Raw genomic sequence first — 12,176 nt, forward strand, 5'->3', positions numbered from 1 at the left:
CTGACACGGCTGCCTGTTTTTATAAAGTAAAGGAAAAGCACCATGCGTCACGGACACGGACTCCGCAAACTCAACCGCACCAGCTCGCACCGCCTCGCGATGCTGCAGAACATGATGAACTCGCTCATCGAGCATGAGGTCATCAAGACCACGGTCCCCAAGGCCAAGGAACTGCGCCGCGTCATCGAGCCGATGATCACCCTGGCCAAGAAGCCGACGGTCGCCAACAAGCGCCTGGCTTTCGATCGCCTGCGCGACCGCGACAGCGTGGTCAAGCTGTTCGGCGAACTCGGCCCGCGCTACCAGGCACGTCCGGGCGGCTACACGCGCATCCTGAAAATGGGTTTCCGCGTGGGCGACAACGCGCCGATGGCGCTGGTCGAACTGGTCGATCGTCCCGAAGTGACGGAAGCCCCTGCCGACGAGCAGGCCGGCGAAGAATAAGCTATAATTCCATCTTGCCGCGCGATGGAGCAGCCTGGTAGCTCGTTGGGCTCATAACCCAAAGGTCGCAAGTTCAAATCTTGCTCGCGCAACCAAATTTCCGGCAACCCAAAAGGTTGTTGCTGAAAAAGCAAAACGCCCACTTCGAGTGGGCGTTTTGCTTTCCGGCTGCTAAAGAAAAGACTGCGCGCCATCGATTTTGGGATCTGTCCCAAGGGCGTTTCGCTCCCAGTTTTCTGTTAGTGCCAAATTACTCTTTTCACCGTGAAACGAGTCTAAAACGCCCATGCCGTGTGACAAAGATCACGGATGCGTGCGCGTGACATGTGTAACATCTGGCCGATTCGAGAACAGTTGAAGGACGAGAAGTCTGTGAATTGCGCAAATAAGGGACTTTCATGATCGATCCTTCGATTTCGCGGAATCTGATTGAAAACGCAATGGGCGCTGTCGAGCAGGCGGTCGACTATATTTTCAATGACGAGCCTGCCGTTCCATTTCACCCGACGACCGATCTTCTTTCTCTCAGTCCGAGCGAGGAAGACCAGATTCGTCGCGGCGAACAGGCGAATTACCGCAGCCGTCCCACGACGTCGGCGCTCAGTTTTTGCCTGACTTCGGCTATTTCGCTGCTGGCGATTGCGCATTCATTGATCGATCAGCCCGCAGCCCTGTCGCCGGTCGAGCGGGAACAGCTGTGGAAAAAGCTGGCCGCGGAAACCAAGATTGCGGGGCGCGCTGCCTATCGCGCGGCGCTCATCCTCTCGGATCCGGGCGCCGAGGCAGCGACCCACGAGGAAGTACTCTGAGGCTGCGGGCGCGGTAGCCGCTGGGCTCAGTCGGGCAGCACCGCGGTGACCTCGATCTCCACCTTGGCGCGCGACTCCACCAGCGCTGCGACCTGCACGCAAGTCATCGCCGGGAAGTTCCGGCCCATCGTTTCGCGATAAACCGGCCCGAGCTCGCCCAGGCGCCGGTTGTATTCGTCGCGGTCGGTCACGTACCAGGTCATGCGCACCATGTGCTCGGGGCCGGCGCCGGCTTCGCGCAGGATGTCGGCGATGTTGCGCAGGGCCTGTCCTGTCTGCTCGATGAAATCGTCCGACACGAACTGCTGCTGCGCATTCCAGCCGACCTGGCCGCCGACGAACACCATCGTGCCGCGCGCGGCAACGCCGTTCGCATAGCCCTTCGGGGGTGCCCAGCCGGGCGGTTGCAAAAGTTTGATCATGGTGTGATTTGCCTCAGTTTGAATCGTTGGAGCTTGCCGGTCTCGGTGCGCGGCAGCGCAGCGACGAACTCGATCTCCCGTGGGTATTTGAAGGGCGCGATGGTGGCCTTGACGTGGTCCTGCAGCGCCTTGACCAGGGCAGCATCGCCGGTCTGGCCGGGCTTGAGCACGCAGAAGGCCTTGACGATCATTCCGCGTTCCTCGTCGGGCTTGCCGACCACGCCGCATTCGGCGACCGCCGGATGCTTCAGCAGCGCGTCTTCGACCTCCGGCCCGCCGACGTTGTAGCCGGCGGTGATGATCATGTCGTCGGCGCGCGACTGGTAGAAGAAGTAGCCTTCCTCGTCCTGCACGAAGGCGTCGCCGGGATAGTTCCAGCCCTTCTTCACATAGTCGGCCTGCCGCGGATCGTCGAGGTAGCGGCATCCGACCGGCCCGATGAGCGCCAGCTTGCCGACGGTGCCGCGCGGCACTTCATTGCCCTCGTCGTCCACCACCTTGGCGGTGAATCCCGGCACGACCTTGCCGACCGCGCCGCGCCGAACCTGGTCGCCGGCGGCCGAAATGTAGATGTGGAACACCTCGGTGCCGCCGATGCCGTCCAGCATCTCGATGCCCGTGGCGTCCTTCCACAGCTGGCGGGTCGCGTCGGGCAGGGCCTCGCCCGCGCTCACGCTGATGCGCAGGCTCGACACGCCGGAAGCCTTGGCGAAAGGCGCCATCTGCCTGTAGAAGGTGGGGGCCGTGTAGCAGATGGTGGCGCCGACCTCGCGGATCGCCTTGACCATCGTCTCCGGCGTGTAGGGGCCATCGTGGAAATACACGGATGCGCCGGCCCACATCGGGAAGACCAGCAAGCCGCCCAGGCCGAAGGTGAAGGCCAGCGGCGGCGAGCCCAGCACGATGTCGTCGCTGCGCGCCTGCAGCACGTGACGCGGCCAGGTCTCGCACATCGCGAGCACGTCGCGGTGGGTGGTCACGGGCGCCTTCGGCTTGCCGGTGGTGCCGGAGGTGAAGGCCAGCAGCGCAATGTCGTCGGCGGCTGTGGGGCAGGCCTTGAACACGCCGCTCTTGGCGGCAGCGCGCGCGCTCAGCGAATCGGCTGCATCCGGCTGGTTGAAGGCCACGAGGGTCTGCAGCACCGGATGCGCCTGCTGGGCGATCCGCAGCTCGTCGAGCAACTTGCCATCGCACAGCGCGACCACCGGCCGCGATTTCTCGATGATGTCGCCCAGCTCTTTCGCGCGCAGCAGCGGCATGGTGGCGACCGCGATCAGGCCGGCCTTGACCACGGCCAGCCAGGCCAGCGCCATCGCGATCGAATTGCCTCCGCGCAACAGCACGCGGTTGCCGGGCACCAGGCCCAGGTCTTCCACCAGCACCTGCGCGATGCGGTCGACCTCGGTCGCGGCCTCGGCGTAGCTCAGCGTACGGGCCGGCGAGCGCAGCATCGGCTTGTCCGCCAGGCCATTGGCGCTGGCCTTGTCGAACAGGACCTCGACCAGGTTGAGTTGGTCGGGCAACTGCAATTCGGGCCGGTCGTACCGGAACATGGGCAGTTGCTCCGCCGGCGGCAGACGGTCGTGAACGAAGCGATCGGTCTGCGCACTCATGCCTGGCTCCGCAAGACGGACTTGCCGATGATCAGTTGCTGCACCTCGGTCGCACCCTCGTAGATGCGCAGCGAACGGATGTCGCGGTAGAGGCTCTCGACCTTGGTGCCCACCTTCACGCCGAGGCCGCCGTGCATCTGCAGCGCCATGTCGATCACGCGGCTCGCGTTCTCGGTCGCGCACATCTTGGCCATCGCCGCCGCGGCCGTGAGGTCGCCGACGGCGGGCCCGCCCCGGGCTTCGCTGTCGTCTCGCATCCAGGCGGCGCGGTAGGTGAGCAGCGCCGCGCTGTCGATCAGCGCCGCCATCTCGCCGAGCTTGGCCTGCGTGAGCTGGAAGTCGGCCAGCGTCTGGCCGAACATGCGCCGGCGGCTCGCATGGTGGACCGCTTCGGCCAGCGCGCGCCGCGCCATGCCGAGCGCAGCGCCGGCGACCGAGGCGCGAAAGATGTCGAGCGTGCGCATCGCGAGCTTGAAGCCGCCATGCAGCTCGCCGAGCTGGGCCTCGCGCGGCACGACGCAGCCGTCGAAGCGCAGCGTGGCAAGCGGGTGCGGCGCCATCACTTCGATGTGTGCCGAGGTGTCGAGTCCGGCCGTCTTCGCATCGACGACGAAGGCCGTGATGCCGCGCGAGCCGGCGGCCGGATCGGTTTTCGCGAACACGCAGTAGAAGTCGGCGATGCCGCCATTGCTGATCCAGGTCTTCTCGCCCGTGAGCCGCCAGCCGTCCGAGATGGCGACAGCCTGCATCGCCATCGCGCCGACGTCCGAGCCCGCCTCGGGTTCGCTGAGCGCAAAGGCCGCGATCTTGTCGCCGCGCGCCACGGCGCCGAGGTAGTCGCGCTGCTGTGAGGCGCTGCCGGCCAGCGTGATGGCGCCGCTGCCGAGGCCCTGCATCGCAAAGGCGAAATCGGCCAGCGGCGAATGGAAGGCCAGCGTTTCGCGCAGCAGCACCAGCGCGCGCGAATCGAGGCGTTCCAGCGCGCCGCCCGAAGAAGCCGGCACGCAATAGCGCAGCCAGCCGCCCTGGCCGAGCCGCTTCACCCAGTCGCGGCAAGCGGCGCGATCGTCGCGCTCGTCCACCGACTGGGCGGCTGCCCAGGGCAGCAGATCGCGCGACAGCGCCCGATGCGCATCGTCGAAGAAGGGCAGCGCCAGGTGCGCCGTGGAAGGAGGTACGGGCGAAGCAGCCATTGCGTCAGTCTCCGCCGAACACCGGCTTGCGCTTGGCCGCAAAGGCTTCGAAGGCGCGCCTGAAGTCCTCGGTCTGCATGCAGATCGCCTGCGCCTGCGCCTCGGCCTCGATCGCCTGGTCGATGGTCATCGCCCATTCCTGCGACAGCATGGTCTTGGTCATGCCGTGCGCGAAGCTCGGGCCTTCGGCGAGCTCGCGCGCCACGGCGGTGGCGGCGCCGAGCAGCGCGCTGCTCTCGTGCAGCGCGTTGAAGAAGCCCCAGGCGTGGCCTTCCTGCGCCGTCATCGCGCGGCCGGTGAAGAGCAGCTCCGAGGCGCGGCCCTGCCCGATCACGCGCGGCAGCAGCGCGCAGGCACCCATGTCGGCGCCGGCCAGTCCGACGCGCGTGAAGAGGAATGCGGTGCGCGCTGCGGGCGTGCCGTATCGCAGGTCGCAGGCCAGCGCGATCATCGCGCCGGCGCCGGCACAGACGCCGTCGATCGCGCCGACGATGGGTTGCGGGCAATGGCGGATCGCCTTCACCAGGTCGCCCGTCATGCGCGTGAACTCGAGCAGTTCGGGCATGTGCATCTGCGTGAGCGGCCCGATGATCTCGTGCACGTCACCGCCTGAACAGAAGTTGCCGCCCGCGCCCGTCACGACGATCGCCTTGACGTCGGTCGCGAAATTCAGCGCGCGAAACAGGTCGCGCAGCTCGGCGTAGGAGTCGAAAGTCAGCGGATTCTTGCGCTCCGGCCGGTTCAGCGTGACCGTGCCGATGCCGTCCTCGAAGGACCAGCTGAAATGCTCGGCCTCGTAGCCGGCCTTCGGCTCGAATTGCGCGCGCATGGGACTGCTTGCGCCGATGTAGTGCTTCATAGGGCCTCCGCCAATTGTTGATGTGAATGCTGCTTGACCTTGCCGAGCAGCTTGTGGAGCTGCGTGACCTCCTTCGCGTTCAGGCCCGCGAAGGCATCGACGATCCATGCCTCGTGCTGTTGCGCCATCTCGTTGAAGAGCTTGCGGCCACGCGTGGTGAGGCGCACGCGCCAGGCGCGGCGATCGCCCTCGACGTCGACGCGCTCGACCAGCCCCTCGGCCACCAGCTGGTCGGTGATGCCGGTGACGTTGCCGCCGGTCACCATCATGCGGCGCGACAGCTCGTTCATCTTCAGCCCGTCCGGCGAGCGTTCGAGTTGCGACATCAGGTCGAAGCGGGGCAGGGTGGTGGCGAACTGCTCGCGCAGCTCGTTGCGCACCTGCTTCTCGATAAGCTGGGTGCATGTCAGCAACCGCAGCCAGAGGCGCAGCTCGTCGGGGTGCTCGCTGTGGGCTCTTGCTTCGAGGTCCATGCTATTGATCCTCCTCGCTGTTGCGCGGCACGGCCGTCGCAGCCGCCGCGGCGGCCAGCTGTTGCTGCTTGGCGATCTCGCGGTACATCTGGTCGCGCCCGCTCAGGTATTGCTTGGGCCAGTCGACGTCGCGGCTTTGCAGCTTGGCCGTTTCGTGCAGGGTCCACGCCGGGTCGGCCAGGTGCGGCCGTGCGATCGCGCACAGGTCGGCGCGGCCCGCGGCGATGATGCTGTTGGCCTGGTCGGCGTCGGTGATGGCGCCGACCGCAATGGTCGAGATGCCGACCTCGTTGCGGATGCGGTCCGCAAAAGGCGTCTGGTACATGCGTCCGTACACCGGTTTCGCCGTGCGCGTGGTCTGGCCCGAAGAGACGTCGATGAAGTCGCAGCCCGCTTCCTTGAAGAGCCGCGCCACCACCACCGCGTCGGCATCGGTATTGCCGCCGGGCGCCCAGTCATGCGCCGAGATGCGCACGCTCATTGGCCGTTCGGTGGGCCAGGCCGCGCGCATCGCGCGGAACACTTCCAGCGGATAGCGGCAGCGGTTCTCGAGGCTGCCGCCGTACTCGTCGGTGCGCAGGTTGGTCAGCGGGCTGATGAAGGAAGCCAGCAGGTAGCCGTGCGCGCAGTGCAGCTCGAGCCAGTCGAAGCCGGCTTCGGCCGCGCGACGCGTCGAGGCGACGAACTGGTCGCGCAAAGTGTTCATCTCTGCTCGCGTCATGGCGGCGGGCAATTGGTTCTGTTCGCCGTAGGCCAGCTCGCTGGCGGCGATCAGCGGCCAGTTGTCTTGCGGCAGCGGTTCGTCGATCTCTTCCCAGCCCAGCTGGGTCGAGCCCTTCGGCCCGCTGTGGCCCAGCTGCATGCCGATCTTCGCCGTGGTCTGCGTGTGCACGAAGTCGACGATGCGCTTGAAGGCGGCCGACTGCGCATCGTTGTAGAGACCCGTGCAGCCGGGCGTGATGCGGCCCTCGGGCGTCGGGCTGGTCATCTCGACGAACACCATCGCGGCGCCGCCGAGCGCGCGCGCGCCAAGGTGCACGAGCAGGAAATCCTGCGGCACGCCGTCGACCGCGCTGTAGGTCGCCATGGGCGAAACCAGAATGCGGTTCTTGAGCGTGAGGCCGCGCACCGTGAGCGGCATCAGCATCGGAGGCAGCGGCTTGCCGCCCGCGAGCCACGCCTCGTAGCCGCCCAGCCATTGCGTGTCGCGCAGGCGCAGGTTCTCGTGGCTGATGCGCTGCGAGCGCGTCATGAGCGAGTAGGCGAACTGCTCGATCTCCATGCCGGTGTAGCGGTGCACGTTCTCGAACCATTCGGTCGAATTGCGCGCCGCGTTCTGGATCTTGAGCACCTCGACGCTGCGCCGCGCCTCATAGGCTTCGAGCACATGGTCGACGCTGCCGCCGCGCGCGAACTCATCGCTGAGGTCGATCGCATCCTCGAGCGCGAGCTTGGTACCCGAGCCGATCGAGAAGTGCGCCGTGTGCGCCGCGTCGCCCATCAGCACCACCGGCACGCTCTTGCCATTCACCTCGACGCGGTGCGTCCAGTGCTTGCAGACCACGCGCGGAAAGCGGATCCAGTTGGCCGAGCCGCGCAGATGCGTGGCGTTGCTGATCAGCTCGTGACCGCCGAGGTATTTGGCGAAGAGCTTTTCGCAGAAGGCGATCGCTTCGGGCTGCTCCATCTTGTCGAGGCCATGGGCCTGCCACACCGCTTCGGGCGTTTCGACGATGAAGGTCGAGGTCTTGTCGTCGAACTGGTAGGCGTGGGCCTGGAACCAGCCGTGCTCGGTCTTCTCGAAGGCGAAGGTGAAGGCATCGAAGGTCTGGTGCGTGCCGAGCCAGACGAAGCGGCACTGGCGCAGATCGATGTCGGGCTCGAAGACGTCCGCATAGCGCTGGCGAATGCGGCTGTTGAGGCCGTCGCTGGCGATCACCAGGTCGGCGCCGTACTGCGCGGCCAGGGCCTGGTCATCCGTGGCGTCGGTCTCGAACACCAGCTTGACGCCGAGCGCCAGGCAGCGCTCCTGCAGGATGTTCAAGAGGCGCTTGCGGCCGATGCCGCAGAAGCCGTGGCCGCCCGAGCGCACCTGGCGTCCCTTGAAGAACACCTGAATGTCGTCCCAGTGATGGAACTCACGGCCGATCAGCGCGGCCGTTTCGGGATCGGCGGCCGCGAGGTTGGCGAGCGTCTGGTCGCTCAGCACCACGCCCCACCCGAAGGTGTCGAAGGGGCGGTTGCGTTCGATCACCGTGACCTCGAGCGCCGGCCGCCGGGCCTTCATCAGGAGCGCGAAGTAGAGGCCGGCGGGACCGCCGCCGATGCACAGCACGCGCTGCAGATCTGTTGCGAAGCTATTCATGGATCAATAGTTTAGGCCTAAACAATCTGTTGTCAACCCGGCAAGGGTTTTCGCCGAGGTCGGTTGACGAAGTTCGCCGCTGCTGGCAAAAATCAGCCATGTCAAGCCTGTTGCCGAAGATCGAGTCCCAGCTTTCCACGCTGCCGGTTCCCATCACGCTGCAATTGCCCGATGGGCGGAAGGTCGCAAAGCCAGGCTCACGCGTCACGCTCGCCTTCTCCGAATGGTCGGCGCTCGCCAAGCTCACCGCTCGGCAGATCGGTGCCATCGGCGAGGCCTACGTCGAGGGACGGGTCCAGATCGAAGGGAAGATGCGCGACCTGATCGATGTCGCGGTCAGCCTGCTGCCCGGCAATCCGGCGGAAACCAACACCAACTGGTGGAGCCGGCTGCAGCGGCGCACCAAGTCGCGCGGCTCGCACTCGCTGGGCAAGGATGCGGCGCAGATCGAGTTCCACTACGACGTGTCGGACGACTTCTATGCGCTGTGGCTCGACCCGCGGCGCGTCTATTCGTGCGCCTATTTCCGTGACGCCGGGATGACGCTGGCGCATGCCCAGGAGGCCAAGCTCGACCACATCTGCCGCAAGCTCATGCTGCAGCCGGGTGAGCGCTTCCTCGACATCGGCTCGGGCTGGGGTGCGCTCCTGCTGTGGGCGGCCGAGCACTACGGCGTCGATGCGACCGGCATCACGCTGTCGAAGAACCAGCATGCGCACGTGACGCGCATGATCGAGGAGAAGGGCCTGCAGGGCCGCGTACGAGTCGAACTGCTCGACTACCGAAAACTCGACAGCGACAAGCCCTTCGACAAGATCTCGTCGGTCGGCATGTTCGAACACGTCGGCAGCGTCAACATGCCGACTTACTTTCGCAAGATCCATTCATTGCTCAAGCCGGGCGGCCTGGTCATGAACCATGGCATCACTTCGGGCCAGCTCGACTACAAGCAGCTCGGAGCCGGCATGGGCGATTTCATCGAGAAATACATCTTCCCGGGCGGCGAACTGCTGCACGTCACGCATGTGCTGCGCGAGACGGTGGCCGCGGGCCTGGAGATGGTCGACACCGAAAACCTGCGGCCGCACTATGCGCGCACGCTCTGGGCCTGGTCGGATGCGCTCGAGTCCCGGCTCGACGAGGCGCGCGAGGTCCTGCAGCGCGCCGGCGGCCACCAGGGCGGCAATGCCGAGCGCATCCTGCGTGCCTACCGCCTGTATCTGGCCGGTTCGGCGATGTGCTTCGAACAGGGCTGGATTTCGCTGCACCAGATGCTCGCCACCCGGCCCGACGGAAAGGTCGAGGGCGGCGCGCTGCGCGGCGCGCAATCGGTGTACCCTTTTGTCCGCGACTACATCTACAAATAACCGAGCGAGGCACCATGCTGTATCGATTCAAATCGCGGGCCAGCCCCCCCTTCGTGATGCTCGAAACCCACGCGCGTCAGTTGTTCGACATCATCGGCAAGGCGCCGGAGCGCAAGGGCATCGTGACGGTGGAGCAGATGCCGGCCGCCATCGCGGCGCTGGAGGCGGCCATGGCGCGTGAAGCCCACAACGCCCACAACAACGACGATTTCGCCGTCGAAGGCCATGACGAGGCGGCCGAGAAGCAGCACATCACGCTGCACCAGCGCGCCGTGCCCTTGCTGCACATGCTCAAGGCGTCGCTGGCCGACCGCAAGGACGTGATGTGGGAGGTGTGATCACCCCCAGGCTTGCTCGCTTCGCGTAGAGCCTGTCCTGAGCCTGTCGAAGGGAGCCTGTCGAAGGGAGCCTGTCGAAGGGCCAACCCCTCTCCGGGGGCGCCGCCTGCGGCCCGGCGAAGCCGGTTCCGCGGCGGCCCACGGTCCGGCGCGCTGCGCGCACCAATGGATCAGGAACGCCAGGGGCTTAGTCCACCTTGGCCCCGGAGGCCTTGACCACCTTCGCCCACTTGGCGTGTTCGCTGTCGATCATCTTGGCGAACTCGGCCGGCGAGTTGCCGCTCGGGATCGCGCCCTGGGCCAGCATCTTTTCCTTGATCGCCGCGGTGCCGAGCGACTTGGCCACTTCCTGCTGAATGCGGTTCACGATCTCGGGCGGGGTGCCGGCCGGGGCCAGCAGGCCGAACCATGAGCTGGCTTCGTAGCCCTTGAGCATGGGGCCGCCGGCCTCTTCGACCGTCGGCACGTCGGGCAAGGCCGGCGAGCGCTTTGAGCTGGTCACGGCCAACGCCTTGAGCTTGCCGCCCTTGATCTGCTGCATCGACGAGGGCAGGTTGTCGAACATCACGTCGGCGTTGCCGCCCACCAGGTCCAGCAGCGCCGGGCCCGATCCGCGATAGGGGATGTGCGTCATGAAGCTGCCGGTCATGGTCTTGAAGAGCTCGCCCGCCAGGTGGATCGAGGTGCCGCTGCCGCTCGAAGCCATGTTGAGCTTGCCGGGATTCGCCTTCGCGTACTTCACGAAGTCGGCCACGCTGTTGATGTTGAGCGCGCGCGCCTTGTCGGCATTCATCTCCATCACGTTGGGCACCGCGGCTACCAGCGTGATCGGCGCGAAGTCCTTGATCGGGTCGTAGGGCAGCTTGGGGTACAGCGCGCGGTTGATGCCGTGCGTGCCCACCGTGCCCATCAGCAGCGTGTAGCCGTCGTTCGGCGCCTTGGCCACGATCTCGGCGCCCACGTTGCCGCCGGCGCCCGCGCGGTTGTCGACGATGAACTGCTGGCCGAAGGCCTTGGAGAGCTCCGGCGCCACGGCGCGCGCAAGGAGGTCGGTGGTACCGCCGGGCGCGAAGGGCACCACGATGCGCACCGGCTTGGTCGGCCAGCTGCCTTGGGCCGCCGCGGGCCCGGCAGCCAGCACCAGGGCGGCGATCGCGCCTAGGGCCAGTGCAGAGCGGCGGCGGGATTGGAACGAGAGGGTCATGCGTGTTTCCTGTTGATGCATGGCACCGAGTCTGACAGGCGAAGCGCCTCGTTCGTCGCGGGTGAAACCCCGTGTGCTCAGATCCCCTGCATGCGGGCCGCGAAGCGCTGCTCGCGAAACTTCTCGACCACGAAGTCGACGAACACGCGCGTCTTCGCCGGCAGCAGCTTCTTGCTCGGGTAGTAGAGCGAGATCGGCCCCGAGTCGGCATACCAGCCCGGCAGCACGCGCACCAGCTCGCCGCTTTGCAAGCCGGGCAGCGCGAAAGCCATCGGCAGCAACGCGATGCCCAGGCCCATCATCGCGGCGTGGGCGATCGCCTCGGGGTCGCTGAAGATCAGGCGCGGCTTTGAATCCGCCGCGCCTTCGTCGCCGGCCGCGTTGCGCAGCGTCCAGGCCCGCACCCGCCCGGTGGGTGAGGAGCGCCGCATGATGGCGTCGAAGGCGGCCAGGTCGGACGGGTGCTCCGGCACCGGCTTGCCGGCCATGTACGCGGGCGCCGCGACCGCCACGATGTGGATGCGCGCGAGCTCGCGCGCCACCACGCCGGGCGTCAGCTCGATGCCGCCGCCGATCGCGGCGTCGAAGCCCTCGCCGACCAGGTCGACCTGCCGGTTGTCGAAATGCCAGTCGGGCACGACCGCCGGGTAGCGCGCCAGGAACTCGCCGACCAGCGGCACCACGTACGTGCGCCCGAAGGCCTGGCCCATGCTGACCTTGAGCGTGCCGGCCGGCTGGCCCCCGGCTTCGGCGGCGCCTGCCATGGCGTCGGCCAGCGTGCCGAGCGCACCGCCGATCTGCAGCAGCAGCCGCTCGCCGCTCTCGGTCAGGGTCAGCTTGCGCGTGCTGCGCTGGAACAGGCGCACGCCCAGACCCGCTTCGAGGCGCGCGACGTTCTTGCTCACCGCGGCAGGCGTCAGGCCGAGTTGTCGGGCGCCGGCGGAGAAGCTGCCGGCCTCGGCGCTGCGGACGAAGGATTCGAGATGGCTCAGCGGCTGCATGGGTGCATTTTCAACCACGGGTTGAGATTGATAGGGCAGTTTTGTGGCTACCGGCGATGCAATGCAATCCCCAAACTACAGGCATTCC

Annotated in this window: 12 protein-coding genes and 1 tRNA gene; 5 read left to right on the plus strand and 8 right to left on the minus strand. The window is 66.6% G+C overall.

Annotated features, from left to right (window positions below):
- Positions 1–42: 42 nt before the first annotated feature.
- The 3 genes from rplQ (at position 43) to ACSQ9I_RS03395 (ending at position 1,253) form a co-directional block, all read left to right on the plus strand.
- Entirely contained in the window at positions 43–444 is a 402-nt protein-coding gene (gene rplQ, locus ACSQ9I_RS03385; RefSeq protein ID WP_093105301.1) for a 50S ribosomal protein L17, read from the plus strand.
- Positions 445–462: 18 nt separating this feature from the next.
- A tRNA-Met gene (locus ACSQ9I_RS03390) sits at positions 463–539 on the plus strand.
- Between the two features lie 303 nt (positions 540–842).
- A complete protein-coding gene (locus tag ACSQ9I_RS03395) occupies positions 843–1,253 on the plus strand; it encodes a hypothetical protein (protein ID WP_139191665.1) in 411 nt (136 codons plus the stop codon).
- Positions 1,254–1,279: 26 nt separating this feature from the next.
- On the opposite strand, the gene ACSQ9I_RS03400 is transcribed toward ACSQ9I_RS03395, so the two are convergent.
- From ACSQ9I_RS03400 to ACSQ9I_RS03425, 6 genes are read right to left on the minus strand one after another with little or no spacing between them, the layout of a single operon-like run.
- The gene (locus ACSQ9I_RS03400) at positions 1,280–1,675 is read right to left on the minus strand and encodes a RidA family protein (protein WP_093105307.1); all 396 of its coding nucleotides are present in this window, start codon (positions 1,673–1,675) and stop codon (positions 1,280–1,282) included.
- The gene (locus ACSQ9I_RS03405) at positions 1,672–3,288 is read right to left on the minus strand and encodes an AMP-binding protein (protein WP_436312273.1); all 1,617 of its coding nucleotides are present in this window, start codon (positions 3,286–3,288) and stop codon (positions 1,672–1,674) included. The genes ACSQ9I_RS03400 and ACSQ9I_RS03405 overlap by 4 nt, the downstream gene beginning before the upstream one ends.
- Complete coding sequence (locus tag ACSQ9I_RS03410; RefSeq protein WP_436312274.1) at positions 3,285–4,481, minus strand: acyl-CoA dehydrogenase family protein; 1,197 nt, start codon at positions 4,479–4,481, stop codon at positions 3,285–3,287. Before ACSQ9I_RS03410 ends, ACSQ9I_RS03405 begins: the two co-directional genes overlap by 4 nt.
- Positions 4,482–4,485: 4 nt before the next feature.
- A complete protein-coding gene (locus ACSQ9I_RS03415) occupies positions 4,486–5,340 on the minus strand; it encodes an enoyl-CoA hydratase family protein (protein ID WP_436312275.1) in 855 nt (284 codons plus the stop codon).
- On the minus strand, positions 5,337–5,813 hold the full coding sequence (locus tag ACSQ9I_RS03420; RefSeq protein ID WP_093105319.1) for a MarR family winged helix-turn-helix transcriptional regulator: 477 nt from the start codon (positions 5,811–5,813) through the stop codon (positions 5,337–5,339). Before ACSQ9I_RS03420 ends, ACSQ9I_RS03415 begins: the two co-directional genes overlap by 4 nt.
- Position 5,814: 1 nt before the next feature.
- The gene (locus ACSQ9I_RS03425) at positions 5,815–8,178 is read right to left on the minus strand and encodes a bifunctional salicylyl-CoA 5-hydroxylase/oxidoreductase (RefSeq protein ID WP_436312276.1); all 2,364 of its coding nucleotides are present in this window, start codon (positions 8,176–8,178) and stop codon (positions 5,815–5,817) included.
- Between the two features lie 98 nt (positions 8,179–8,276).
- Here ACSQ9I_RS03425 and ACSQ9I_RS03430 point away from each other — a divergent pair, with 98 nt between their 5' ends.
- Both ACSQ9I_RS03430 and ACSQ9I_RS03435 read left to right on the plus strand, forming a co-directional pair.
- Entirely contained in the window at positions 8,277–9,545 is a 1,269-nt protein-coding gene (locus ACSQ9I_RS03430; RefSeq protein WP_436312277.1) for a class I SAM-dependent methyltransferase, read from the plus strand.
- Between the two features lie 14 nt (positions 9,546–9,559).
- On the plus strand, positions 9,560–9,883 hold the full coding sequence (locus ACSQ9I_RS03435) for a DUF1840 domain-containing protein (protein WP_093105327.1): 324 nt from the start codon (positions 9,560–9,562) through the stop codon (positions 9,881–9,883).
- A 187-nt stretch (positions 9,884–10,070) separates the two neighbouring features.
- Here ACSQ9I_RS03435 and ACSQ9I_RS03440 read toward each other — a convergent pair whose 3' ends face one another.
- Positions 10,071–11,087 (minus strand): Bug family tripartite tricarboxylate transporter substrate binding protein, encoded by a 1,017-nt coding sequence (locus ACSQ9I_RS03440; protein ID WP_436312278.1) that lies wholly within the window; start codon positions 11,085–11,087, stop codon positions 10,071–10,073.
- Positions 11,088–11,164: 77 nt separating this feature from the next.
- Complete coding sequence (locus ACSQ9I_RS03445) at positions 11,165–12,088, minus strand: LysR family transcriptional regulator (RefSeq protein WP_436312279.1); 924 nt, start codon at positions 12,086–12,088, stop codon at positions 11,165–11,167.
- Between the last annotated feature and the right edge of the window lie 88 nt (positions 12,089–12,176).

The organism is Variovorax sp. LjRoot84 (genome assembly GCF_964254305.1).
GTDB lineage: Bacteria > Pseudomonadota > Gammaproteobacteria > Burkholderiales > Burkholderiaceae_C > Variovorax.

Bases quoted from the DNA above. Each gene is read 5' to 3' on its own strand.
- rplQ (WP_093105301.1), top strand. From the start codon at position 43: ATGCGTCACGGACACGGACTCCGCAAACTCAACCGCACCAGCTCGCAC.
- ACSQ9I_RS03430 (WP_436312277.1), top strand. From the start codon at position 8,277: ATGTCAAGCCTGTTGCCGAAGATCGAGTCCCAGCTTTCCACGCTGCCG.
- ACSQ9I_RS03435 (WP_093105327.1), top strand. From the start codon at position 9,560: ATGCTGTATCGATTCAAATCGCGGGCCAGCCCCCCCTTCGTGATGCTC.
- ACSQ9I_RS03400 (WP_093105307.1), bottom strand. From the start codon at position 1,675: ATGATCAAACTTTTGCAACCGCCCGGCTGGGCACCCCCGAAGGGCTAT.
- ACSQ9I_RS03405 (WP_436312273.1), bottom strand. From the start codon at position 3,288: ATGAGTGCGCAGACCGATCGCTTCGTTCACGACCGTCTGCCGCCGGCG.
- ACSQ9I_RS03410 (WP_436312274.1), bottom strand. From the start codon at position 4,481: ATGGCTGCTTCGCCCGTACCTCCTTCCACGGCGCACCTGGCGCTGCCC.
- ACSQ9I_RS03425 (WP_436312276.1), bottom strand. From the start codon at position 8,178: ATGAATAGCTTCGCAACAGATCTGCAGCGCGTGCTGTGCATCGGCGGC.
- ACSQ9I_RS03415 (WP_436312275.1), bottom strand. From the start codon at position 5,340: ATGAAGCACTACATCGGCGCAAGCAGTCCCATGCGCGCGCAATTCGAG.
- ACSQ9I_RS03420 (WP_093105319.1), bottom strand. From the start codon at position 5,813: ATGGACCTCGAAGCAAGAGCCCACAGCGAGCACCCCGACGAGCTGCGC.
- ACSQ9I_RS03440 (WP_436312278.1), bottom strand. From the start codon at position 11,087: ATGACCCTCTCGTTCCAATCCCGCCGCCGCTCTGCACTGGCCCTAGGC.
- ACSQ9I_RS03445 (WP_436312279.1), bottom strand. From the start codon at position 12,088: ATGCAGCCGCTGAGCCATCTCGAATCCTTCGTCCGCAGCGCCGAGGCC.
- ACSQ9I_RS03395 (WP_139191665.1), top strand. From the start codon at position 843: ATGATCGATCCTTCGATTTCGCGGAATCTGATTGAAAACGCAATGGGC.